Source organism: Methanoculleus sp. UBA291, assembly GCF_002499755.1.
In the GTDB taxonomy this organism is placed as follows: domain Archaea; phylum Halobacteriota; class Methanomicrobia; order Methanomicrobiales; family Methanoculleaceae; genus Methanoculleus; species Methanoculleus palmolei.
On sequence record NZ_DANC01000052.1, the window covers coordinates 44,578 to 66,433 of the forward strand.

A 21,856-nucleotide genomic window follows, 5' to 3' on the forward strand; every position below is an offset into this window, starting at 1 on the left:
CGGGGCAACAGGATGAGGAACTTCTCCATGCCATGAACGTCAACTGGCGCGCCATACCCCAGGCGAACAACACGCTCGCCGTACTCTCCGCGGCGTGCGAGGTCCACGGCTACCACATCGAAGTTACCGACCGACCGCGCCCGGACGTCACCATCTACAGCCTGAACTCCATCAACGAACGTCTTTATCGCGACGAAATCGCGGGAGCGGACTGCATAACGATTGCAGGAGGGCCTCACCCCTCTGCGTGCTACCGGGAGGCGGCGCAGTACGCCGATTACGTCGTCGTCGGAGAAGGTGAGTATACGCTCCCGGCGCTCCTATCCGCCCTTGAAGAGGGGAAGGAGCCGCCGCCCGGCGTCGCGACCGCCGCCGGCTATATACCTGCCCGCCACACCGTCCTCCTCGACGGCTACCCGCCCTTCTCCCGGATCACGGGGTTCATCGAGATCACCCGGGGATGCCCGTTCTCCTGCGGATACTGCCAGACACCCCGCCTCTTCGGGCGGTGCATGCGCCACCGCTCCGTCGATGAGATCGCCCGCTACTCCTCACGCTACCGGGACATCCGGTTCGTCACCCCAAACGCATTCGCCTACGGATCGGACGGCATCCATCTTCGGCTGGACCGGGTGGAACGGCTTCTCCGGAGCCTCAACGGCAGGATCTATTTCGGCACCTTTCCCGGCGAGGTGCGCCCGGAGTGCGTTTCGCGGCAATCTATCAACCTCATTCTCGACACGTGCGCCAACACCCGCCTGCACTTCGGTGCCCAGTCGGGGAGCGATGCGGTGCTCCGCCGCCTGCATCGGGGGCATACCGTGGACGATGTCATCCGCGCCGTCGACCTCTGCCGGGAGAACGGGCTCGTTCCGGTCGTCGATTTCATCCTCGGGCTGCCGTTTGAGAGCGACGACGACCAGCGCGCAACGCTCGACCTCGTGAAGCTGGTCACCCGGGCGGGAACGGCGCATATCCACTACTTTATGCCGCTGCCCGGGACCCCGCTCCAGAACAACCCGCCACGCAGCCTCCTTCCGGAAACGAAAAAAGTTCTCGGCAAACTGGCGCTCAGCGGCAGGATAACCGGATCCTGGATGGATCATGAGATAAGGTTTTTTAGACACACTTCTCATCTATAGTGCATGACGGATGTGCTACTCCTAGCAGATCTGCACGGTAACTACGGAAAGCTTGATGCTTTTCCCGGCTACGACTACGATGCAGTCATCATTGCAGGCGACATCACCAACTTCGGTCCACTTGAGCCTGTAGAGTCGGTACTCTCCAATTTTGACGTACCGTGTTTTGCAATCCCCGGAAACTGCGACCCCCGCGAGATCGTCGACGTGCTCGAGCACTCCGATGCGGTCTGCCTGCACGACTCATGGATCGCGCTTGGCAAGATCACGCTCGCAGGTCTCGGCGGTTCGAACGCGACTCCCTTCGGCACGCCGTTTGAGTTGACGGAAGAAGAGATCGATGAAGAACTCACCCGGATCGTCAACCGCATGGACAAAAACGTCCACAACGTTCTGGTCAGCCACGCTCCGCCGTATGGAGTGCTGGATGGCGTCGGTGAGAACCACGTCGGGAGCCAGAGCATCAGGAAGCACATGACCCGGTTCGACCTGGTCTGCTGCGCCCACATCCACGAAGCGCGGGGCGTCACCGAGGTCGACGGCGTCACCGTCGTCAACCCCGGACCCGCCTCAGACGGCTACGGTGCTCTCATCCACTTTGGAAAAGAGCCAAAAGATATTCAGATAGATCTTATTGCCGTTTAGATAACAGCATCTCCAGATACGAGGTGTAGATCGGTGGACCATCTACACCTAATTCTTTTGCAATCACCCCGATCCGGTCGGCAGCTTCTTCGTTATTCCCTTCTGTCAGGATCTCGATCTCGATGAACGTCCCGAGGGATGCAACGTCGTCGAGCGTCACCGTCACATCGTCCATCTCGTAGAACTCCCGCACCTTCAAGACCGTGGCGGCATGTCGAAAACCAAGACGCGAGAGGATCGTTTCGAAGGTCTCCCCCGAGGCTACCGCGAGGTTGAACTCCTCACGGGCCTTCGCGCTCCCGACCAGGACTTTCGGCCCTTTGTAGGTCACGGTAACCCCGGTATCGTCGTACCTGACACGCAACGCCTCGTCGGTCTCCCCGAAATCACGATGGGGGGCATTGTAGTAGACGTCGCGCTCCTGCTGTCTCCCGGCCATCCGCACCCCTTGCAGGCTCAGCCGGTCCCTGACACGGGAGATGTCGGGGACCGCAAACTTTGCTTCTACCTCAATCATACCAGTCGTCAATCGTCTCTTCGGAACGACGATAAACCTTCACCGCACGGCCCGGTCCGTGCCGGGATTTTCTGCCGGATCAGGTCTCTCTGCTCCTGTGCTGCGGCGAGGAGGGCCTCATCCCCGAGATGCTCTGCGGAGGTGATCGTCCGTTTTGTCAGCACCAGAGCCGTCGCGTAATCCCCGCGGTGGTAGAACCGGAGCCCGAGTTCCCTATTCAGGTCCGCCGCCTTCTCATACTCCCGCGCATAAAACAGATGGCAGGCAAGCGAGAGGAGAACGTACAGCCTGTCGGGGAGACGGGGCATGGAGCGTTCGAAGCAGTCGGCGGCACGGGCATTGAGGGCTACCTTTGCACCGGAAGGGAGAGTGCGCCTGCAGTGCTCCTGCAGGAGAGGGTGTGCAAAGGCGTACTCTCCGCCGGGAAGCCTCCGGAGTATGCCGCTCTTCCCTGCCCGGTCCGTTACGCTTGCTTCCGGGAGACCGAGCATGCAGGCCATGACCGGTACCGGGAACGGGGGGTTTAAGACGGAGAGTTCTTCCACCCACTCCCTCCCGGACCCGGGGAGCAGGGCAAAAACCAGCGTCGCCGGGTCCCCTGCCCCGGCGAGCACGCCCCTGACGTTCGTCGTTGAGGGAGGGAGACCCCGGCGGCGCAGGGCGTTGAAGCAGGCCATGAGGCTGAACGGACTGCTTGCAGTCCCGGCGAGGAGGCCGACAGCCTCGTCGCCGAGGGAGAGGTCAAAACGCCTTTTTGCCATCTCCCGGATCTCGTGCCCCCGCATCCCGGAGAGGGCCACTTCCGGGACACCGAGGTCCCGGATCTCTTCCTCCTGCACCGGTGCGCAACCGGGACCGGCCGCGCCTCCGGCCCCGCAGGTGAAGGCAAGAAAGATGCCGGGCGGGAGGTCGTGCAGGATATCCCTGAGGAGACGTCTGTCAAGGCTTGAAGCAAGATGAACGTCGTCCAGCAGGACCGACGCGATATGGCCGGTCCCGGCCGTCAACTCCCCGAGTTCCCGGAGCAAATCCATAAACGCCCCGCGCACCCGGTCGTACCCGACCCTGGGCGACCGGGCGTAGATGCCGATGATCTCTTCGCCGGTCTTCGGGAGCAGGCCGACCGGTTCCACCGGGGCGGCATACTTCTCGAAGACATCGTCGGCATACCGGATCGCCTCCCTTATGCCTTCGCCCCCGAAGAGATCCCCGAACCGGGCCGATACGACATGCCTCCGCAGGTCGTTTTGCAGTTCACGAATCGCGAAGAAGATCATTCCCGGGAGGTCGAAGACCTCACCCCTGAGGACGGGCGACTGCAGCCCTCCGGGGCGGTCCTGCACTTCGTATGCGAGCCAGGTTAAGAGCGAGCTCTTCCCGATCCCGGGCGGCCCGGAGATCATCACCGCCTGCCCATGCGCTCCTGCCCGCGCGAGAATGGACAGGAGCCGCTCGCGTTCCTCCCGTCTACCACAAAATTCTTCCGGGGGAGAAGGGGCATACGAGACATCCCCTGCCCCCTGCTGCGTCTCATCCATGATCCTGCCGTCGGACACTTTACTCTTGAAGGGGACTTCAACGTTTGGGCGGGGTGCCGGGCCGCCGGAATGCGGCGGCAAACAGTAAATACCATTCCATCCAAATGAAAAGGAACAACGAGACGCGCGGTATGCGACGGATCGGGACGCCTCCCGTACCGGAACCGTAACGCATCCGCTTACCAAAGGTGAATGAAATGGCACTTAAGGAAGGAGACTTTGTCAGGCTCAGGTACACCGGCCGCGTCGGTGAGAATATCTTCGATACTACCGATGAAGAGATCGCAAAGGAAGAGGGGATCTACAACCCGCAGGCGGAGTACGGTCCCGTCACCGTCCGCCTGGGGAGCCACCACGTCATCGTCGGCCTTGAAGACGAGTTGATCGGGAAAGAGGTCGGCGCCGAAGGAGAGGTTGACGTCCCGCCTGAGAAAGCGTTCGGGGCGCACGAGGAAGAGCAGGTGCGATCCGTGCCGGCCACGCAGTTCCGCGAGAAACCCAAGCGAGGAACACGGGTCGAGGTTGAAGGCCGCGAGGGCATCGTCGTCGACGTCATCGGGAGGCGCGCGGTCGTCGACTTCAATCACCCGCTTGCGGGAAAAACCCTGCACTACTCCTATGCAATCCTCGAGAAGGTCGATGACCCGGTCGAACAGATCGCGGGTCTCATCAAACTCTTCTCGGGCCGAACCGACATCAAGATCAGTATCGCCGACGGCGTGGCCGAACTGGCGCTTCCTCCCGCAATCATGTACGACCGGCGCTGGCTGGTCTGGCGGGGCACCCTCATCCGCGAGATATTCGAATACAACCCCGAAATCGAGAACGTTGTTATGAAGGAGACGTTCCCGCGCCCGGCAAAGCCTGAAGCGGCGCCGGAAGTCCCCGGGACGGAAGAAGAGACGAAAGAAGCCGAGGAGTAATCGACCTCGCTTCCACATCTGCTTTTTTTTTAGAATTTTACCCGGTGGCGCTGTGGGCATCCCCTGGATGGGCCCCAACGGCTCTCGGCAGAGGGTCTCTGGACTCTGGTAAAACCCCTCTCAGCGGCATGCTGCCGCACCCCCACAACAACCGGGCGCTATCCGGAGGCTGTGAAGCACCGGTTCGGACGTTAACACTCCCCCCGGGCAGCCGTCGAAAAGACCCTCAAACCGGGTTTTCCGGGACGCCTTCCGCTACCGGAACAATCAGAGAAAGGGGCCTGGAAAGCCCCGGGTAAAGAGAAAGAGAGACCGAGTTACGCGGACTTAACCGCGAGCTCGACGTCTTCTGCCTTGATCGTCTTGCGTCCTGCGTGCTGGGCAAGCCTGTTGGCTTCCTTGGTCAGCTCGGCGATATACGCCTCAGCCTTCGTTACCAGTGCAGCAGCGGCATCGCTGCCCACTCTCTCAGCACCATTCTTCTTTGCGATACGTACGACCGCAGCAATAGGTAGATCTGCCATAATCTAATCTCACCTCTAAAAAGAAGTGTATGAGTTAATATTTAAACATTTCGGGATTATCTCCAAAATTTACGTCCCTCTCCCCCATCGAGGGTACATCCGGGCTGAGCATCCGGATACCCGGCAGTAAATTATGGCGATTGGAATACCACCATATCGGGGGTATTTTTGTTAAAAGAGCGAAAATTTAAGAGACAGGAGTTTCCGCAAGAGATTTTGCGAGCATTACTGCATTGGTATAATTTACTGAGGCGCGCGACGTATCCACAAAAATTTTATCGATATTTACCACCGGAGCCCCATGTCCGACACCGGCCCCAAGGAACGTGAGCGTGCGGAAGATCAGGTTCCCGGAGACCCCGTCGGGAGCGACGACCACCCCATACCGCCGCGCCGCCTCCTCAATTAGAATCTCGGTGTGCTCCGCACCGGTCAGACGGGCAACGAGTTCGGCATCAGCCATCGTCCGGTCCACGACCGGGTGCCGCCCGAGATCGCCGAGCCGTCCGCCCGAGAGGACCGCCACCCCCCCGGAGAGGCCGAAACGCCGGGCGATCTCCCGGCCGCGCTCAACGAACCGGATCTTTTCCATGACCGTCCAGCCCTCATCGACCCCCACGGGGGCGAGGAGGAAGAGATGTCCGTCGGCGGTCTCAAGAAGGGCAATCCGCTCGAGGTGATCGACGCCCGCGGCCCGTTTGAGGGCCGCGAGCGTGGAGGATGCGGGCAGGGTGCCCCTGACGGCGGCATCGATCCGGCCGTCGGCAAGAGCCTCGATGAGGGCCGTCTCCGGCTCTTTTGCCTCGACGACCTCCACGGCACCTCCAAACGAATCGGCAGTTCCAGGATAGGAAAACAGAACGAGATCGACCGCCCCGCCGACCGCCCGGACGGTCGAGAAGACGCTCTCCCCGGGGGATGCGGCACCAAGCCCGATCGTTACCGGCATATCCCGCCTTCGGTGAAGATCCGCATGATGCCGTTATGGTCCAGGTCAAAGACCTGCGTCTCCCGACCCAGGTACCTGACGGTCAGTATCCGGCTCCCGTCAACCGTACCGATAGGAGCAGCAGCGATGCCGGTATCGCTAAAGCGGCGGCAGACCTCCTTCACGTTCTCCTCCTTTGCGGTCAGGATGAATCCCATACCGGGATACATGCGCACCCAGTGCTCGAAGGGGAGACCTATTGCAGAGAGGTCCGGTCTTGGAATCGCTTCAAGGTCGATCACCGCACCTTTCTCGCTCACTTCAAGGAGCATCCCCAGGGTCCCGATGACGCCCGGGTTGCTGATGTCTTTTCCGGCCGTCACGAGGTGCTCCTTCCCGAGGTCCTCCATCACCCGGATCTGAGCCCGCACCACCTCTGCCGACTTCATCGTGACCGAATCCCAGTTGAAGCTGCAGGACGGGTGCACCCGCCCGGCGAGGTCTATCGCCGCGACCACCACGTCGCCCTCCTCTGCCGTATCCGAGAAGATGAGTTGATCCATCCTAGCCGTCCCGAGAATGGCCACATCCACAACGCTGTACGGCGTTTCCGGGTGCAGGTGCCCGCCCACAATCGGGACGCCGAACTGCCTGGACGCAGCGACCATGCCCCGGGTCACCTCATCGCGGATCAGGTCGTTCGTAACGGAGAGAATATCGACCATCGCAATGGGCCGTCCACCCATGGCGGCGATATCGTGGACGTTCACGAGCACAGCGCAGTACCCCGCCCAGAACGGATCGGCCTCCATCAACCTGCTCCAGATGCCGTCTGCCGCAAGCAGCAATGCATCCTCTGCATTATGCCGGATAACCGCGGCATCCTCACCGAACGAGGCGACAACGTCGGGGCTCTCCATCCGGAGCAAGCGGACCATATCCCCGATCACCCGCTTCCGGGTAACGCCCTCGTATTCCCTGACGGCCTGTGCTACCGTATCGGTGGAGCAATCCTTCACCACAAGAACACCAGCACTCCACGTTTCTTTATGGTATTCTGCCTCATCAGAGATAATGTATTTGATTCACCGATATTATGCACTCTGTTCAAAGAGCCGCTCCCGGCGATGCGCATCCGGTCGGTTCCCCCCGGGAAAAGGAGCCCGGATGACATCCGCCGGGGCAAGCGTTGCTCTCCCTGTACGGGAACACCGGATGTCTGCCGCACCGGGGTTGTATTTTTGATGCGCCGCGACGAATAGATCGCTATGGACTGGGTGGAAAAGTACAGGCCACAGCGTCTCCAGGACGTTGTGGGGAACTCCGGCGCCGTCAGGCAGATGTATGAGTGGGCGCGGGACTGGTCGCGGCAGAAGAAGCCACTCGTCCTGTACGGGAAACCCGGTATCGGCAAGACATCAAGCGCCCATGCCCTTGCAAACGATATGAACTGGGAGGTGGTGGAGTTGAACGCCTCCGACCAGCGGACCAAATCAGCCCTCGAACGGGTGGCGGGAGCGGGTTCCACCACGGCCAGCCTCTCCGGCGCGACCCGTAAACTGATCCTGCTCGACGAGGCCGACAACCTGCACGGACAGGCGGACCGGGGCGGGGCGAAGGCGATTGTGGAGATCATCGCGGCGGCCAGACAACCGATCATCCTGATCGCAAACGATTACTATGCCCTCTCACGGGACCTCAAAGCGGCCACGGAACCGGTGCAGTTCCGGGCGCTCCAGGCCCGCTCGATCGTCCCCCGCCTCCGCCAGATCTGCGCGGCAGAGCGCATGGCATGCGATCCTGTCGCACTCGACGAGATCGCGAACCGTGCCGGCGGAGATATGCGTGCCGCGGTGAACATGCTCTACGCCGCGGCGATCGGGAAGGAGCACCTCACGGCAGAAGACCTCCACACCTCGGCAAAGGACGAGCGGTCCACCATCTTCGAGCTCGTCGGAGGAGCGTACAAGGGGCTCCGGGACGCCGACCTGCTCCGCATGGCGGTGCAGGTCGAGGATACCCCCGATGCCGTCGAGCAATGGCTCGAAGGGAGCATCGACCACATGCCCGATTCCGCCTCCCGGGCGAAGGGCTACGCCTGCTTATCAAGAGCGGACGAGTTTATCGGCCGAACCTACCGGCGGCAGTATTACACCCTCTGGCGCTACGCGAGCGCAATCATGCTCATCGGCGTCGCCGACGCCGCCGGCGCGCACGGCGTCCACGGCCGCATCCTGCCGCCGGCGCGCTGGCAGAAGATGGGAACGTCAAAGAAACAGAAGGCGGTCAGGGGGGGCCTCGCCCGAAAACTCAGCGGGATGACGCATATCCCGGAGGACGCACTGCGTGAAGATTTCTTCACCGCGATCAGCATCATCGTCGAGCAGGACCCCGCAACCTACGTCCGCGAGTTCCAGCTGGATGCCGACGAACTCGCTCTCCTCATACACGACAGGGCCATGGCCACGAAGGTGGTCAAAGACGTGGCAAAGGAGGAGAAGGCAAAGGAGAAGAAAATATCGGGCAAAGAGAAACCTTCCGGAAAGGGCAGAAAGACCCGGGATAACGACCCGCCCGGCGATGATTCCGGGGATGTGCAGCAGGACCTCCCCCCGGGCCAGGCGACGCTCTTTTAAGGCAGGCGGCGGTGATAGCAGTGGAGAAGAACAGGGCCGCAATCCACAAGTTCGCCGCCGTCCCCGTATATCTCACACCCCAGGTGGTAGATGAGGAGGTCGCTGTTGACCCGGCCGGCAAGCGCAATCAGCGGCGGGACCATCTCCACACCGGGACGCACGGCATAGATCAGGTCCGCACCCGCATAAAGCCCGATCTCGGGCTCAAAGATATCGTCGGCCACCACGGTGAGCCCGGCGTGCCGAATGCCGGGCCTGATATCGGTGCAGCGCATAAGAGCGCCGGCGGCCGCGATCATCCGCGCGGCTTCGGGGTTGTTACCGATGCCTACTTCCACAACCCGCCGGTAACGACCGGCGATGTACTCCCCGATGCTTCGTTCAATACGTTTATAGTGACACATTACCCAGAGATTAGGTAATGGGCGTCAATATTCTTTGGGACCGGCAGGCACCGGAAGGTATCGAACTTCCGGTCATCCGGATGATCGCGAGGATCCTCGAAAGGGAACCTGAACTCATCGATTATCCGTTCCTCATCGAAGGCTACGACAGATGCCGCAACCAGCACGATGCACAGAGTATCCTGGACCGCCTGCAGGACACCTTTACCCGTCGATATCCAATCTCCGGCCCCCTGCTGCTCGTCACCTCCCGGGACCTCTACGTCGACGGATGCGACTTCGTCTTCGGCCTCGCAAGACCGACGTGCGACGTCGCCGTCGTCTCGACCGCTCGCCTCGGAAACGAATACTACGGCCGGACGCCGGACGATGCCGACCTTATCGACCGGACCGCGAAAGAGGGGGCGCACGAACTCGGGCACCTCCTCGGGCTCGGGCACTGCAGCAACCCCGAATGCGTCATGTTCCAACCGCGGACGCTGGACGAACTGGACCGGAAGAAGAAGACGCTCTGCCCGGCATGCCGGAAGGCGCTCCGGGCCCGCGAAGAGAACTGACTGCACCCGTCAACGAGAGATACAACCGCAGGGGCACGGAAGACCCCGGGTGCGGAAGCGACGACGTGGCGAAGAAACGCCTCTTCAGCCGGTGACAGCCACCCCTCACAACGCCCCGATACCCTCATACCAGAGGTCGGGATGCGCCTCGATGAACGCGTGCAATCAATCGTCTTACAGACATCGAGGTCCAGGTCGAGCACCTCAACCCCGTGAGACTTGAGGAAACTCCCCCGCCGCGACCTTCCCGATCCCGCACAGAGGAAGCAGGGCATCAACGTCGAGTAGAGGGGGACACCACATCAGACGCTCGGGATCTCCCGTTCGGTCCCGATCTCGTCGAGCGCCTGCCGGGTAGCAAGCCTGACGTCGCGGTCGGCATCGCCGAGGAGGCGCACGAGCGGCTCCCGGGCCCGTGGGTTCCCGATCCGGCCGAGCGCCCATGCCGCCATCCTCCGGACCCGGGGTTTTGCGTCGTCGAGCAGCCGAATCAGCGGCTCGACGGCCCGGGGATCGCCGATGTTCCCGAGCGCCCATGCGGCGCCGGTCCTGACCCAGGAACTCCCGTCCTCCAGGCTCCGTATCAGCGGAAGGACAGGTTCACGTCCGTCAAGGGTCCCGAGCGCTCTCGCGGCCTTCCACCGGACTTCGACGAACTCGTCATCCAGCGCCCGGATCAGCGGTTGCACCGCACGGCGGTCGCCCATCTCCCCGAGCGCATCCGCAGCCCGCCACCGCTCGTTCAGATTCCCGGATTCCAGCATCGAAAGGAACCTGTGGAGTTTCGTCTCCCTTCCGGGGCCTGCAACCCCTCCTCCCGGTACCGGCGAACCCCTCCCTGCCATAGGCCACCTCACCCCGTCTTGAGCCCCCGGAGTATAAGGTTTTGCCCCCGCGGGGCAGGTGCTGCTTTGAGGAGGTGCATTTTTCTACTTTCGCCGCCTTCACCATAATCATGAAGAGCCCGACCGGTACACCGGAAGGCACGATATTCCCGCCGGACCTGGAGCATCTCGGCATCGCCCCGGGGGCAAAGATCGACATCCAGGAACTCGATACGATGGGAAAACGCCACAAATTCCAGGTTTTTCTCTACTTTGAGGAAGACCTGGCCAGATCCTCCACGCTCCGGGAAGACCTGCAGGAGTACAGCGACGTCCCGGACCTCGAGCGTCCGTTCATCAGGCTGGAGGAGTTTCTCCGGTTCGCTACCGAGTCGGACCCTCTCTTCTCCCGGCGCCTGGACGAACTCCCGCTGATCGTGGAGATCGTCGCCTACGGGGAACTCATACTACGGGAGGGGAAACCCGTGCCGTACATCAAAGGGGTGATGCCGTTCCTCGACGAGCTCACGATGGAGGACGCACCGGGCGTATTCTGACTTCCACCTCGTTCCTCACAGGACAATCATCCGACGGAAGCGATATCCTGCGCCGGTAGATGCCGGCCGGATGAGATCCGGTACCGCAAAAGATCAGAAGCCTCTTGTATCCCAACGTTTCACGTCCTATCGCAGATCCCCCGGAGATGATGTGCGGACCTGCACAGACCCGGAAACGGGTCCCGGGGTTTCATGGGAATGGTGCCCGCGTTGACAGAACCGGATTACCTTACGGCCGGACCGGCAGCCCTCTTCAGCCCGCCCTGGGGCACGCACGCCTGCCTCATCTACCAGCACCGGCGGGACCTCATCGATACCCTGGTGCCCTATCTTCAGTCAGGGTTCGAGCGGGATGCCTGCTGCGTATGGCTCACCGCAAGACCCCTGCAGGCTGATGCTGCGCAAAAGGTGCTCGCAAGGAGCGTCAAAGACCTGGATCGACGCCTGAAGCGGGGGGAGATCCAGATCCTTGACGCACGCGACTGGTATCTCCAGGACGGCCGTTTCTCATGCTCCGCGGCACTGAACAACTGCATCCAGAAAGGAATCGAGGCGCAGAAGAGGGGCTACGAGGGTCTCTTCCTCACCGGCAACATATCCTGGCTGACGGGAGCGGAATGGGATATGTTCATGGAGTATGAGACGGTAGTGAATCAGGTTATCGGGAACAGCCGGATCGCCGCTATCTGCGCCTATCCGCTCAGCGCCTGCGGGGCACGCGAACTGCTGGAGGTTGCCTCCACGCACCGGGCCGCCGCCATCCGGCAGGACGGGATATGGCGGGAAGTCGCCCTGGGGGAGGAGACACTCCCCGGCGAAGCGACAAGAATGGCCATCAGCCAGATTGAAGCGAACATCGAACAATTCGCGACGCTTGCCGACCGGATCCGCCATCCCCTCCAGCTGCTCATGGCGACGGCCGACCTGAGCGAGAACGAATATTCGGAAGTGATCCGGCAGCAGGTCCAGAAGATCGATGCCATCGTCAGGCAACTTGACGCCGGTTGGGCGGGATCGCGGGCGGTCAGGGAGTATCTCCAGAACCGCGACTTTACCGGAGGGCGCACGGCGCCGGTCACGGGATCCGGACCGTTCCCGCACCCGTCAGGATATCCAGACTCACGTCGAAGTTTCTGACCGTGTGGGTGAGCGCACCCATGCTGATGATATCGATCCCGGTTGCGGCATACCCGGCAAGGTCATCGACGGCGACTCCTCCGGAGACTTCCAGAGTCACCCGCTCCCGGAGGCCCCGTCCGGTGAGCGCCCGGACCGTCTCGCGAACGGTATCCGGCGTCATGTTGTCGAGCAGAACAATATCAGCCCCGGCCTCTGCAGCCGTGACGGCGTCTTCCACCGTCTCCGCCTCCACCTCTACCGTCCGGTAGAGGCTCTGCTGTTTCGCCCTCCGAACCGCTTCCGGGAGCGGCACCAGCGCGAGGTGATTGTCCTTGATGAGGATCATATCCGAGAGAGAGTAGCGGTGCGGGTCGCCCCCGCCGAGGACCACTGCTTTCTTGTCCAGCATCCGCAGTCCCGGGGCCGTCTTCCGTGTCGCGGCAACCCGCACGCACGGCGAGACCGTGCGGACCGCATCGACCGCCTCCCGGGTTCGGGTTGCAATCCCGCTCATGCGCCCGATGATGTTGAGCGCCGTCCGCTCCACAAGGAGGATCGCCCGTGCGGAGCCGTCGAGTTCGAGCAGGGTCGCGCCCGGAGCGACCGCACGGCCGTCGGGGATACGCACACGAACCGTGACGCCGTAGTGCTCGAAAAGCACCAGCGCCTCCGCGAGGCCCGCGACGATGCCGGAGTTTTTCGCCCGGATCACCGCACGGCAGACGACATCGGGGACGACCGCTTCCGAGGTGACGTCGCCCCACGGTGCATCCTCCCGGACGAACCGGAGCAGTTCCTCAACCGGGATCATGCACTCACGCCCCGACGGCGATCATCCGCTCGATAGCCCGCCGTGCCCGGCCCATGACCCCGGGGGGGAGGACGACCTCCTCCTCCTCGCGCTCGAGCGCGAGGAGGAGATCGGCGGGGGATGTCTTCTTCATATCCGCACAGACGGCCTCCGGTTTCTCGTAAAAGACCCGTCCGGGATAGAGCGCCCGGAGGCGGGCGGCCATCTCCCGCTCGGTGAAGACCGACCAGGGCTCGTCTGCGCCGGCTGCGTTTCGCACCATGCCCCCCGTGGAGACGATCTGGTCGGCCCGCTCCTGGACCTCCGGCGGGCATTCGGGGTGGCAGACGACCAGGCCGCCCATCTTTCGCGCCGTTTCGAGATCGGTGAGGGTGAACCCGGTATGGACGTAGCAGTGACCGCCGGGCGGCACCGGGATGATCGTCTTCTCGGGGACCTCCCGCCGGACGTATGCGGCAAGGTTTGCGTCCGGCCCAAAGAGGATGGTGTCGTTCGGAAGCGACCGCACGACCCGAACCGCGTTCGCGGAGGTGCAGGTTATATCCGCGAGCGCCTTACTCTCCGCGGTGCTGTTGACGTAGACCACAACGGCTGCGTCCGGGTAGCGCCGCCGCGCCTCCCGGATCAGGTCCGGGGTCAAAAAGTCGGCCAGGGGACAACCCGCATCCTTTACCGGCATGATTACCTTCCGTTCCGGGTTGAGGATCTTTGCCGTCTCGGCCATAAACCGGACCCCGCAGGTGACAATCAGATCCGCCTCGGCCTCCTTCGCCTTCACCGCAAGTTCGAGACTGTCGCCCACCACATCTGCAAGCGCCTGGATCGCCATCGGCTGGTAGTTATGCGCCATGACGATTGCGTTCTTCCTGATTTTAAGCGCACGAATCTCCTCCTCCATTGTTACGTTCCCACCACCAGAGGGTTCTCAAGGTTCTTTAAGAGCGTCAGGATGGAGAGGGCCGCCATATAACTTGTCGCCGGGTTATCAGGGCTCGGGACGTTCCTGACCCGCACGTAGATGTCTCCGAAGTCGCCCTCGACGAATATCTCATGGACGTTTCTCTCCGCCGCAGGATCGACCCAGAGCTCCACGTCGGCGTCCCTGCCGGCTGCGAGCCCCAGCGCCACCGCAACGTTGATGTTTTTCGGGAATTGCTTGATACAATCGTGCGCCAGCCCCTTAAATATCTCCGTCGGGGTGTCGGCGGTCATCCCGAGTGATGCGGGAGGTTTGGTCGTCCGCAGGAGGAGTGTCTTCGGCGGCGAGACCTGGCCGATCTTGATGTTGTCGAGCCCGACGACGGCACCGCTCGGGATACGGATCGTCTTTCCCGCTTCCCGGGCAGCCTCGATGAGACGCTCGCGGTATTCCTCGTCTGCGAGAGCTCCCGCGGAGAGGACGATGATATCCCTTCCGGATCGAAGGACCGTCTCCGCGTAGGACCTGACGGCACCGACTGAAGCGGCCTCCACGACGATAGAAAAATCTTCCCGCATGAAGGCGTCAAAGTCCGTATATGGCCGGGCGTGACAGAGCGCCGCGAGTTCTTCGGCTCGCCCGGGGATGATATCGAAGACGGCGACAACCCGGATGTTCTCCGCGTGCGTGGCGATGACATGGCCGACGTTGCCGCATCCCAGCAACCCTATTTTAATCATCAGGTAAAGAAGTTGTAACACCAGCGGTTAAGCGTTGCGCTCTCGCATGAAATCGGCCGGAGAATTCCTGCTGATAGGGAATTCAGCCGTCAGAAGAGCGAGCCGGTTACCGACTTTGCGCGCGGGGAGTCATCACCATGAGCCTGGAAGACCTGCGAGGAAAACGAGTTTACATTGAAAGTTACGGCTGCACCTACAACCATGCCGACACCCGACGATTGGAGGCGGTGCTGGAGCGTCTCGGTTGCACACCGACCGGACCGGACGAGGCGGACGCCGTGATCATCAACACCTGCACGGTGATCGGCGCGACCGAACGGAAGATGCTCCGGCGTCTGGCGGCCTTCTCCGACCGCGACCTCTACGTGACCGGGTGCATGCCGCTTGTCCAGATGGAAAAGATCCGTTCGGTCTGTATGCCGCACGTCATCCTCCCGGACGAGATCCACGAGCGGTGCGGCAACTGCGGTACCCCGGGTGCAGGAGCGGTCGGCGTGGTGCAGGTGGCGAGCGGGTGCGTCGGCCGGTGCAGTTACTGCATCACCCGGTACGCACGGGGAGAACTCGTGAGCACGCCGCCTGAAGACGTTCTCGATGCCGTCCGCCGTCTTGCCGCGTCGGGGGCCTACGAGATCCAGTTGACCGGTCAGGACGTGGCCGCCTGGGGGCTCGACCGGGGCGAGTCGCTCCCCGACCTTCTGCGGGCGATCGGAGAAGTCCCCGGACGGTTCGCCGTCCGGCCGGGGATGATGCACCCGGCATCGGTGATGCGGGTCCTCGAGCCGCTCCTCGATGTCTACGGGAGCGATAAAGTCTTTCGGTTTCTGCACCTCCCTGTCCAATCGGGGTCGGATTCCGTTCTCGAACGGATGCAGCGCGGTTACTCTGCGGCCGATGTCCTCCGGATCGTCGACGCGTTCAGGGAGCGCTACCCGGAGATGATGATCTCTTCCGACTTCATCACCGGGTTTCCCGGTGAAACAGACGATGAGTTCCGACAGACCCTCGATCTCCTGAAAAGAGCGGCGTTTGTGAAGGTGAACATCACCCGCTACTCCAGGAGACCCGGCACGCCCGCCGCCGCCTTAAAAGACATCCCCGAGCGGATACGCAAAGACCGCTCACGGGCGCTCCTTCGCGAGGCGAACCGGATCTACGACCGCTACAACGAGCGCTGGATCGGGAGGGAGACGCCGGTCGTTGCGACCGAGAAGAACGCACCCGGGTCGACCGTCTGCCGCAACCCCTGCTACCTCAACGTCGTCGTCGAGGAGGATCTGCCGTTCGGGTTCTCCGGGAGGGCGGTGGTCCGGGAAAACCGGCGGCACTATGTCATCGGCGAGGTGGTCCCGCCCGATGACGGAGAGAAAATTTAGCCCTACAGAAAATTTTTCTTCCGGGAGAGGCATACCATTCTGCCATGCAGGGGATCACCGGGTACGAGCTCTCCTCGCGGAAGGCTGAATACCTCAAGTACATCCACATGCAGGGCGATGTCGTGAAGACAACCGAGATTGCCGCCAACTTCTCGGTCGCGCCTTCGACGGCGACAAAGACCCTCGCAGAGATTGCAAAAGCAGGATACATAGAACATACACCCTACCACGGGGTGCGACTCACCCCGACCGGCACTGCCTACGCCAGGTTCCTGGTTCGGCGTCATCGGATCGTCGCCCTGGTGCTCAGCCACTACGGCCTTGAGCCAGACGAGGCCTGCAAGGAGGCGAAAAAGATCGAGCCGTGCGTCTCAAAGAGTCTGACCGACAGGATATGTGCGTCGCTCGGACACCCGATGATGAGTGTCTGCGGGGAGATCGAGCATGACTGTTGCTGCTGCTGCCCCTCTGGCGATCACGAGACGTAACGGCAAAATATTTTTACCGGGGAAGGGAGAATATTTAGATTCACACCAAATTTTGGGTGGATAATCATGAAGCCACAGGATAAAAGCAAAATCATTTCTTTTTCGCTCGTTGCAGCCGTTTTCGGAATTCTCCTGATGACGGCAGCCATGGCAGGGTGTACCGAAACCGACCGGCAGCAGGATGGGCAGGTCGTCGTCGCGGTCACCATACTCCCCGAACAGGAGTTCGTGGAGCGGGTGGGAGGCGACCACGTCCGGGTGGTCCTGCTGGTGCCGCCGGGGGCCGACCCACACACCTACGAACCGCCGCCGGGAGTCCTTGCCGATGTCGCAAAGGCGGATATGTATGCCGCGGTGGGATCGGGGGTAGAGTTCGAGCTCGCCTGGAAGGATAAGATCGCCGCCCAGAATCCCGATATGCTGGTCGTCAACTGCTCGCGCGGCATCGATATGATCGCAACTACAGAGGAGCACCACCATGAGGAAGAGGAACACGAAGAAGAGGAACATGGTGAGGTAGAGGAGGAGCACCACCATCACGGCGGGGCCGACCCCCACGTATGGGTCTCTCCACGGAACGCAAAGATTATGGTCGAGAACATCCGTGAGGGGCTCACGGAGGTCGACCCGGAGCACGCCGACGACTACCGCCGGAACGCCGACGCTTACCTTGCAGAACTCGACGCCCTTGACGCGGAGATCGCCGATACGCTTGCCGGATCAGGGGTGACGAAGATTATGGTCTATCACTCGGCGTGGGCCTACTTCGCCCGGGACTACGGCCTTACCGAGATCGCGATCGAGAGCGAGGGGAAGGAGCCCTCGCCGCAGAGGATAGCGGAACTTGTCACTCAGGCGAGGGAGGAGCATATCAAGACGATATTCGTGGTGCCGAGTCACTCATCGCGGAGCGCTGAGGTGATTGCAAACGAGATCGGCGGCACCGTGGTGCCGGTAGACCTGCTTGAGAAAGACTATCTGGAGAGCATGCGGAGAATGACCGCGAAGTTCGTTGGGAACAGCAGTCCATGAAAAACCCCGTGATCGAGGTCGACGACGTCTGGGTCAGGCTGGGCGGTCAGACCGTGCTCGAAGGAGTGAGCCTCACCATAGATCCGGACGATTTTTACGCGATCATCGGGCCGAACGGCGGCGGGAAGACGACGCTCCTCCGGGTGATCCTCGGCCTCCTCCCTCCCTGCCGCGGGGAGGTCCGGATACTCGGCAGCACGGAAGCGGCGATGCGAAAGAACCTCGGCTACGTCCCTCAGCTCCGGACGTTCGACTTCGAGTATCCCATCACCGTGCGGGAGATGGTCCTCTCCGGCCGCCTCGGCCACATCTCCCGCAGACCCCGGCGCTACGATGCCGTAGACCGCGCCCGGGCCGAGGAGGCGCTTAAGACGATGCAGATCGCCCATCTTGCGGACCGGCAGATACGGGACCTCTCGGGCGGGGAGCAACAGCGGGCGATCATCGCCCGGGCGCTCGTCGGCGACCCGAAGGTGCTCCTCCTCGACGAGCCGACGGTCTACGTCGACGCCCCGACGGAGGCGCAGTTTTACGGGACTCTGGACCGGCTCCGCGCCAGGATGGCGATCGTCCTCGTGACCCACGACATCGGGGTGATCCCGGAGCACGTGACCAGAGTCGCCTGCCTGAACCGGCGCCTCTATACACACGATACAAAGGAGATCACGGCGGATATGCTCGAGGCCACATACCGCTGCCCGGTGGACCTGATCGCCCACGGCGTCCCGCACCGGGTCTTCTCGGAACACTCAGAGGAGGAGTAGTATGTTCGAGGTTCTCGACTTCGAGTTCTTCAGGAACGCGCTCGTCGCCGGGGCGCTCGCGAGCGTCGCCTGCGGGATCATCGGCACCTACGTCGTGGTGCGGCGGATGGTTTCGGTCAGCGGCGGCATCTCCCACGCGGCTTTCGGCGGGATAGGTCTCGGCTACTTTCTCGGGATAGACCCGCTTCTCGGCGCCACCGGGTTCACCGTTGCCGTGGCGCTCGGGATGGGCGCGCTCCAGCTCCGGGTAAAGCAGCAGATGGATACGCTCATCGGCGCGGTCTGGGCGGCCGGGATGGCGCTCGGAATTCTCTTTGTCTACCTGACGCCGGGGTTCGCCCCCGACCTCTTCTCCTACCTCTTCGGGAACATCCTCCTCGTGCCGCGAGGCGATATCCTGCTGATGGCGGCCCTCATCGTCATCATCGTCGCCGTCGTGGCATACCTCTACCGGGAACTGCAGGCGATCACGTTCGACCCGGATTACGCGACGGTCATGAACCTCCCGGTCGAGCGGCTCTCGCTTCTCCTCCTCGTGCTGATTGCGCTCACGGTGGTGATGCTGATCCGGGTGGTGGGGATCATCCTCGTGATCGCGCTCCTCACGCTCCCGGCGGCGATCAGCCGCCTTTACACCACCCGCATCTGGAGCATGATGCTTGGCGCCGTCGGCCTCGGCATCGTCTTTTCCGTGACGGGGATATGGCTCTCCTACCTCTTCAACGTCCCGTCGGGAGCGACGATCATTCTCGTGAGCACGGCCGCGTACGGAGGCGCCCTCGGCATAGAGCGCCTCCGACAGACCCTGACGACAGCGCCGAGAGAGAAGACGAAAAAGGCGGCTTAGTCCTTAAGAAGGGGTTCGGGGGACAAACCGGTGTCCTTATGCCGGCGCGCGTAAGAGTTAGGTGAGCAAAATGGATCCGATCATCGAAGAGGGATACACCCGGCTCCTCGACACCCTCGGGGACCTGCAGGCGAAGAAGGAAGAGGCGACTACGGCGATAAAGGAGAATGCCGGAGCGCTTCTCGCACGAATGGCCGCCGATACGGTGCCGGTCGTCGGCGGGATCGGCCTTGAGATGCTCCGGCGCGCAAAGAGAGAGGCGTCCGGGGACCTCTACGACCAGGAATACTACGAGAAGAAGATGATCGTCCTCGGAAAGACCGACCCGCTTCCGTATCGCCCCGACGACCCGAATATGCCCGTCGATACCCAGGTCTGCGTCCTCGGCGAGGACGGGGTCTTCTACGAGGTCATGTACACCAACACCGAGATCCGGGTCGACTCTTACCTCGCTCCTCTCACCCCGGAGGAGGCGTTCGACATTTACGGCTACGACCTCGCCTTCATGCTCTACCGGGCGCTGTACGAGTATGCAAAGAAGGAGGAGGAACTGACAGCCGCACTCGCAAAAACGCTCGAATATCTCGCTTCAAAAGATTAGGCGGCCGGTACCGTGGGGTAAAAACTTCTACCGGGCGCACCAGTTCCCGTCACTTATTCCCGAAGATCGGGAACATCGGCTCGGTGGGGTCGTACCCGGCCCCAAGCGCCGAGAGCGGGTACGAGCGCGAGAACTCCCGACCGGCGGAGTTCTCGTACGTGACGACCGCTTTCGCCTCGGAGACCATTGACGTAAGGCTGAATCCGGATTTCTCATCCGGGTCGAGCGATGCGACGTCGAATTCGACGTTGAGCGGGACGAGGGCGACATGGATATTCCGCGCACGTTCGGTGCCCGCGTTGGTGACGACGATCTCCCGGGCGTTTTCGGAGAGTTCCGCCGTGATGAGCGGATAGGCCGCCATATCTCCCATGATATGGAAACTCATCAGGAGGGCGAGCACACAGACCAGCGCGATGAGGGCGAAGAAGGGTTCGATGAAGAAGAGCCCGAACGTGACAAGGCCGCCTGCCACCAGGATGATCCTCTGGTTTTTTTCCATGCGAAGAGAGTTGGGTCGCGGGAAATTATAAGAGTAGGTGTTTTGCCGGGGGGTGAACCGGCCTTGTATGCGTCCGACGAGGCGGAGGCCGACATGACCATATCCATATACCGTCGTGGCAAAGTATGTACTGAGACAATATGCTTGAGTTGAAGTTCGTTCGTGCACACCCCGAGACCGTCAGGGCAGACCTCACGAAGAGAGGAGACATCCAAAAACTGACCTGGGTCGATGAGGTGCTGGAGATGGACCGGAGGGCACGGGAACTCACCGTGGAGATCGGAGACCTGCGCAACCGAAGAAACGTCATATCCCGCGAGATCAGCCAGGCAAGGAAGGCGGGAGAAGATATCGCGGGTCTCCTCGCCGAGGCGGCGGGCCTTCCGGAACGGGTTAAGGAGGCGGAGGCGGAGCGCGATACGCTCACGGCATCGGTGAGATACCGCCTGATGCGGCTGCCGAACATCCTGGACGAGAGCGTGCCCATCGGCAAGGACGATACGGAGAACGTCGAGATCCGGCGCTGGGGCGAACCGAAGGTTCCCGCGTTCGACATGAAGAACCATGGCTCGCTCGCCGTTGAGCACGACTGGGCGGACTTTGAACGCGCGACGAAGATCGCCGGAGCTGGATTTTATTTCCTGAAGGGCAGGCTCGCCCTGCTCGATATGGCGCTTCAGCGATTTGCGATGGACCTCCTCGTCAAGCGCGGGTATACTCCGATCATCCCCCCCTATATGCTGAACCGGGCTGCATACGAGGGCGTGACCGACCTTGCGGACTTTGAGAACGTTATGTACAAGATCGACGGGGAGGACGAGTATCTCATCGCGACGAGCGAACACCCGATGGCCGCGATGTACAGCGACGAGATCTTCGAGACGAAGGACCTGCCGATCCGGCTCGCCGGGCTAAGCCCGTGCTTCCGGCGCGAGATCGGGGCGCACGGGATCGATACGAAAGGGCTCTTCCGCGTCCACCAGTTCCACAAGGTGGAGCAGTTCATCTACTGCGTCCCGGAGCAGTCCGGGGCCCTCCACGAGGAGTTGCTGGCGAATGCCGAAGAAGTTTTCCAGCGGCTCGGCCTCCCTTACCGGGTCGTCCTGATCTGCACCGGGGATATCGGGACCGTCGCCGCAAAGAAGTACGATATCGAGGTCTGGATGCCGCGCGAGGAGCGCTACCGCGAGGTGGTCTCCTGCTCGAACTGCACGGCCTACCAGGCGGTCAGGCTGAACATTAAGGTGCGCGATCCCGTCGACTTCACCTCGAAGCGCTACGTACACACTCTGAACAGCACCGCGATCGCGACATCCCGCGCGATCCGGGCGATCCTCGAGAACTACCAGAATGAGGACGGTTCGGTCACGATCCCGGAGGCGCTCAGGCCGTACCTCTACGGCGAGGAGACGCTGTAGGCAGCCCCGGGTTTATAAGAAGAACCGGCATTACTTTTTTTTGT

25 protein-coding genes are annotated in these 21,856 nt (G+C 62.0%); 14 read left to right on the forward strand and 11 right to left on the reverse strand.

Annotation, left to right across the window (positions count from 1 at the left end):
• Positions 1 to 32 precede the first annotated feature (32 nt).
• Together BP737_RS12305 and BP737_RS12310 are read left to right on the forward strand one after the other, a co-directional pair.
• Positions 33 to 1,142 carry a TIGR04013 family B12-binding domain/radical SAM domain-containing protein gene (locus BP737_RS12305; protein WP_292409651.1) on the forward strand — a complete coding sequence of 370 codons (1,110 nt, stop codon included), beginning with the start codon at positions 33 to 35 and terminating at the stop codon, positions 1,140 to 1,142.
• A gap of 3 nt (positions 1,143 to 1,145) precedes the next feature.
• A complete protein-coding gene (locus BP737_RS12310) occupies positions 1,146 to 1,787 on the forward strand; it encodes a metallophosphoesterase family protein (protein ID WP_292409653.1) in 642 nt (213 codons plus the stop codon).
• Here the strand turns inward: BP737_RS12310 and cyaB are convergent.
• A complete protein-coding gene (gene cyaB, locus BP737_RS12315; RefSeq protein ID WP_292409656.1) occupies positions 1,774 to 2,304 on the reverse strand; it encodes a class IV adenylate cyclase in 531 nt (176 codons plus the stop codon). The genes BP737_RS12310 and cyaB overlap by 14 nt on opposite strands.
• An 8-nt stretch (positions 2,305 to 2,312) precedes the next feature.
• Complete coding sequence (locus tag BP737_RS12320; RefSeq protein WP_292409658.1) at positions 2,313 to 3,842, reverse strand: AAA family ATPase; 1,530 nt, start codon at positions 3,840 to 3,842, stop codon at positions 2,313 to 2,315.
• A gap of 197 nt (positions 3,843 to 4,039) precedes the next feature.
• Between BP737_RS12320 and BP737_RS12325 the strand changes: the two genes are divergently transcribed.
• On the forward strand, positions 4,040 to 4,765 hold the full coding sequence (locus BP737_RS12325) for an FKBP-type peptidyl-prolyl cis-trans isomerase (RefSeq protein ID WP_292409660.1): 726 nt from the start codon (positions 4,040 to 4,042) through the stop codon (positions 4,763 to 4,765).
• A gap of 317 nt (positions 4,766 to 5,082) precedes the next feature.
• Here BP737_RS12325 and BP737_RS12330 read toward each other — a convergent pair whose 3' ends face one another.
• The 3 genes from BP737_RS12330 to BP737_RS12340 all read right to left on the reverse strand — a co-directional run bounded on the left by BP737_RS12330 (position 5,083) and on the right by BP737_RS12340 (position 7,239).
• Complete coding sequence (locus tag BP737_RS12330) at positions 5,083 to 5,289, reverse strand: histone family protein (protein WP_066955067.1); 207 nt, start codon at positions 5,287 to 5,289, stop codon at positions 5,083 to 5,085.
• A 187-nt stretch (positions 5,290 to 5,476) separates the two neighbouring features.
• On the reverse strand, positions 5,477 to 6,238 hold the full coding sequence (mtxX, locus tag BP737_RS12335; RefSeq protein WP_292409662.1) for a methanogenesis marker protein Mmp4/MtxX: 762 nt from the start codon (positions 6,236 to 6,238) through the stop codon (positions 5,477 to 5,479).
• Positions 6,229 to 7,239, reverse strand: a complete 1,011-nt coding sequence (locus BP737_RS12340; RefSeq protein WP_292409664.1) for a methanogenesis marker 2 protein — start codon at positions 7,237 to 7,239, stop codon at positions 6,229 to 6,231. Before BP737_RS12340 ends, mtxX begins: the two co-directional genes overlap by 10 nt.
• A gap of 246 nt (positions 7,240 to 7,485) precedes the next feature.
• Here BP737_RS12340 and BP737_RS12345 point away from each other — a divergent pair, with 246 nt between their 5' ends.
• The gene (locus BP737_RS12345) at positions 7,486 to 8,853 is read left to right on the forward strand and encodes a replication factor C large subunit (protein ID WP_292409665.1); all 1,368 of its coding nucleotides are present in this window, start codon (positions 7,486 to 7,488) and stop codon (positions 8,851 to 8,853) included.
• On the opposite strand, the gene BP737_RS12350 is transcribed toward BP737_RS12345, so the two are convergent.
• Complete coding sequence (locus tag BP737_RS12350; protein WP_292409667.1) at positions 8,850 to 9,257, reverse strand: UPF0146 family protein; 408 nt, start codon at positions 9,255 to 9,257, stop codon at positions 8,850 to 8,852. The two genes, BP737_RS12345 and BP737_RS12350, sit on opposite strands and share 4 nt — an antisense overlap.
• Before the next feature lie 17 nt (positions 9,258 to 9,274).
• On the opposite strand from BP737_RS12350, the gene BP737_RS12355 reads away from it, so the two are divergent.
• On the forward strand, positions 9,275 to 9,814 hold the full coding sequence (locus BP737_RS12355) for an archaemetzincin family Zn-dependent metalloprotease (protein ID WP_292409669.1): 540 nt from the start codon (positions 9,275 to 9,277) through the stop codon (positions 9,812 to 9,814).
• Between the two features lie 302 nt (positions 9,815 to 10,116).
• Here BP737_RS12355 and BP737_RS12360 read toward each other — a convergent pair whose 3' ends face one another.
• Complete coding sequence (locus BP737_RS12360; RefSeq protein ID WP_292409671.1) at positions 10,117 to 10,659, reverse strand: HEAT repeat domain-containing protein; 543 nt, start codon at positions 10,657 to 10,659, stop codon at positions 10,117 to 10,119.
• Between the two features lie 110 nt (positions 10,660 to 10,769).
• Here BP737_RS12360 and BP737_RS12365 point away from each other — a divergent pair, with 110 nt between their 5' ends.
• Together BP737_RS12365 and BP737_RS12370 are read left to right on the forward strand one after the other, a co-directional pair.
• Positions 10,770 to 11,195 (forward strand): hypothetical protein, encoded by a 426-nt coding sequence (locus BP737_RS12365; protein ID WP_292409673.1) that lies wholly within the window; start codon positions 10,770 to 10,772, stop codon positions 11,193 to 11,195.
• A gap of 198 nt (positions 11,196 to 11,393) precedes the next feature.
• Positions 11,394 to 12,332: an MEDS domain-containing protein gene (locus tag BP737_RS12370; protein ID WP_292409675.1), complete on the forward strand. Its 939-nt coding sequence runs from the start codon at positions 11,394 to 11,396 to the stop codon at positions 12,330 to 12,332.
• On the opposite strand, the gene nadC is transcribed toward BP737_RS12370, so the two are convergent.
• Genes nadC through nadX form a run of 3 tightly spaced genes read right to left on the reverse strand, consistent with a single transcriptional unit; the run spans position 12,271 to position 14,784 of the window.
• Entirely contained in the window at positions 12,271 to 13,125 is an 855-nt protein-coding gene (gene nadC, locus BP737_RS12375; protein ID WP_292409677.1) for a carboxylating nicotinate-nucleotide diphosphorylase, read from the reverse strand. The two genes, BP737_RS12370 and nadC, sit on opposite strands and share 62 nt — an antisense overlap.
• Before the next feature lie 4 nt (positions 13,126 to 13,129).
• Positions 13,130 to 14,023 carry a quinolinate synthase NadA gene (nadA, locus tag BP737_RS12380; RefSeq protein ID WP_292409679.1) on the reverse strand — a complete coding sequence of 298 codons (894 nt, stop codon included), beginning with the start codon at positions 14,021 to 14,023 and terminating at the stop codon, positions 13,130 to 13,132.
• Positions 14,024 to 14,025: 2 nt separating this feature from the next.
• On the reverse strand, positions 14,026 to 14,784 hold the full coding sequence (gene nadX / locus BP737_RS12385; protein WP_292409681.1) for an aspartate dehydrogenase: 759 nt from the start codon (positions 14,782 to 14,784) through the stop codon (positions 14,026 to 14,028).
• A gap of 137 nt (positions 14,785 to 14,921) precedes the next feature.
• On the opposite strand from nadX, the gene BP737_RS12390 reads away from it, so the two are divergent.
• The 6 genes from BP737_RS12390 to BP737_RS12415 all read left to right on the forward strand — a co-directional run bounded on the left by BP737_RS12390 (position 14,922) and on the right by BP737_RS12415 (position 19,892).
• Positions 14,922 to 16,160, forward strand: coding sequence for a tRNA (N(6)-L-threonylcarbamoyladenosine(37)-C(2))-methylthiotransferase (locus BP737_RS12390; protein ID WP_292409683.1), 1,239 nt, complete (start codon positions 14,922 to 14,924; stop codon positions 16,158 to 16,160).
• A 44-nt stretch (positions 16,161 to 16,204) separates the two neighbouring features.
• Positions 16,205 to 16,648, forward strand: a complete 444-nt coding sequence (locus tag BP737_RS12395) for a metal-dependent transcriptional regulator (RefSeq protein ID WP_292409685.1) — start codon at positions 16,205 to 16,207, stop codon at positions 16,646 to 16,648.
• 66 nt (positions 16,649 to 16,714) lie between these two features.
• A complete protein-coding gene (locus BP737_RS12400; protein ID WP_292409687.1) occupies positions 16,715 to 17,680 on the forward strand; it encodes a metal ABC transporter solute-binding protein, Zn/Mn family in 966 nt (321 codons plus the stop codon).
• A complete protein-coding gene (locus BP737_RS12405) occupies positions 17,677 to 18,444 on the forward strand; it encodes a metal ABC transporter ATP-binding protein (RefSeq protein ID WP_292409689.1) in 768 nt (255 codons plus the stop codon). The genes BP737_RS12400 and BP737_RS12405 overlap by 4 nt, the downstream gene beginning before the upstream one ends.
• A 1-nt stretch (position 18,445) precedes the next feature.
• Complete coding sequence (locus BP737_RS12410) at positions 18,446 to 19,291, forward strand: metal ABC transporter permease (RefSeq protein ID WP_292409691.1); 846 nt, start codon at positions 18,446 to 18,448, stop codon at positions 19,289 to 19,291.
• Between the two features lie 70 nt (positions 19,292 to 19,361).
• Entirely contained in the window at positions 19,362 to 19,892 is a 531-nt protein-coding gene (locus BP737_RS12415; protein ID WP_292409692.1) for a hypothetical protein, read from the forward strand.
• A 49-nt stretch (positions 19,893 to 19,941) separates the two neighbouring features.
• On the opposite strand, the gene BP737_RS12420 is transcribed toward BP737_RS12415, so the two are convergent.
• The gene (locus BP737_RS12420) at positions 19,942 to 20,394 is read right to left on the reverse strand and encodes a hypothetical protein (protein WP_292409694.1); all 453 of its coding nucleotides are present in this window, start codon (positions 20,392 to 20,394) and stop codon (positions 19,942 to 19,944) included.
• A gap of 140 nt (positions 20,395 to 20,534) precedes the next feature.
• Between BP737_RS12420 and serS the strand changes: the two genes are divergently transcribed.
• A complete protein-coding gene (gene serS / locus BP737_RS12425) occupies positions 20,535 to 21,812 on the forward strand; it encodes a serine--tRNA ligase (RefSeq protein ID WP_292409696.1) in 1,278 nt (425 codons plus the stop codon).
• Positions 21,813 to 21,856 lie beyond the last annotated feature (44 nt).

Bases quoted from the DNA above. Each gene is read 5' to 3' on its own strand.
- BP737_RS12305 (WP_292409651.1), top strand. From the start codon at position 33: ATGAACGTCAACTGGCGCGCCATACCCCAGGCGAACAACACGCTCGCC.
- BP737_RS12310 (WP_292409653.1), top strand. From the start codon at position 1,146: ATGACGGATGTGCTACTCCTAGCAGATCTGCACGGTAACTACGGAAAG.
- cyaB (WP_292409656.1), bottom strand. From the start codon at position 2,304: ATGATTGAGGTAGAAGCAAAGTTTGCGGTCCCCGACATCTCCCGTGTC.
- BP737_RS12320 (WP_292409658.1), bottom strand. From the start codon at position 3,842: ATGGATGAGACGCAGCAGGGGGCAGGGGATGTCTCGTATGCCCCTTCT.
- BP737_RS12325 (WP_292409660.1), top strand. From the start codon at position 4,040: ATGGCACTTAAGGAAGGAGACTTTGTCAGGCTCAGGTACACCGGCCGC.
- BP737_RS12330 (WP_066955067.1), bottom strand. From the start codon at position 5,289: ATGGCAGATCTACCTATTGCTGCGGTCGTACGTATCGCAAAGAAGAAT.
- mtxX (WP_292409662.1), bottom strand. From the start codon at position 6,238: ATGCCGGTAACGATCGGGCTTGGTGCCGCATCCCCCGGGGAGAGCGTC.
- BP737_RS12345 (WP_292409665.1), top strand. From the start codon at position 7,486: ATGGACTGGGTGGAAAAGTACAGGCCACAGCGTCTCCAGGACGTTGTG.
- BP737_RS12350 (WP_292409667.1), bottom strand. From the start codon at position 9,257: ATGTGTCACTATAAACGTATTGAACGAAGCATCGGGGAGTACATCGCC.
- BP737_RS12355 (WP_292409669.1), top strand. From the start codon at position 9,275: ATGGGCGTCAATATTCTTTGGGACCGGCAGGCACCGGAAGGTATCGAA.
- BP737_RS12360 (WP_292409671.1), bottom strand. From the start codon at position 10,659: ATGGCAGGGAGGGGTTCGCCGGTACCGGGAGGAGGGGTTGCAGGCCCC.
- BP737_RS12365 (WP_292409673.1), top strand. From the start codon at position 10,770: ATGAAGAGCCCGACCGGTACACCGGAAGGCACGATATTCCCGCCGGAC.
- BP737_RS12370 (WP_292409675.1), top strand. From the start codon at position 11,394: ATGGTGCCCGCGTTGACAGAACCGGATTACCTTACGGCCGGACCGGCA.
- nadC (WP_292409677.1), bottom strand. From the start codon at position 13,125: ATGATCCCGGTTGAGGAACTGCTCCGGTTCGTCCGGGAGGATGCACCG.
- nadA (WP_292409679.1), bottom strand. From the start codon at position 14,023: ATGGAGGAGGAGATTCGTGCGCTTAAAATCAGGAAGAACGCAATCGTC.
- nadX (WP_292409681.1), bottom strand. From the start codon at position 14,784: ATGATTAAAATAGGGTTGCTGGGATGCGGCAACGTCGGCCATGTCATC.
- BP737_RS12390 (WP_292409683.1), top strand. From the start codon at position 14,922: ATGAGCCTGGAAGACCTGCGAGGAAAACGAGTTTACATTGAAAGTTAC.
- BP737_RS12395 (WP_292409685.1), top strand. From the start codon at position 16,205: ATGCAGGGGATCACCGGGTACGAGCTCTCCTCGCGGAAGGCTGAATAC.
- BP737_RS12400 (WP_292409687.1), top strand. From the start codon at position 16,715: ATGAAGCCACAGGATAAAAGCAAAATCATTTCTTTTTCGCTCGTTGCA.
- BP737_RS12405 (WP_292409689.1), top strand. From the start codon at position 17,677: ATGAAAAACCCCGTGATCGAGGTCGACGACGTCTGGGTCAGGCTGGGC.
- BP737_RS12410 (WP_292409691.1), top strand. From the start codon at position 18,446: ATGTTCGAGGTTCTCGACTTCGAGTTCTTCAGGAACGCGCTCGTCGCC.
- BP737_RS12415 (WP_292409692.1), top strand. From the start codon at position 19,362: ATGGATCCGATCATCGAAGAGGGATACACCCGGCTCCTCGACACCCTC.
- BP737_RS12420 (WP_292409694.1), bottom strand. From the start codon at position 20,394: ATGGAAAAAAACCAGAGGATCATCCTGGTGGCAGGCGGCCTTGTCACG.
- serS (WP_292409696.1), top strand. From the start codon at position 20,535: ATGCTTGAGTTGAAGTTCGTTCGTGCACACCCCGAGACCGTCAGGGCA.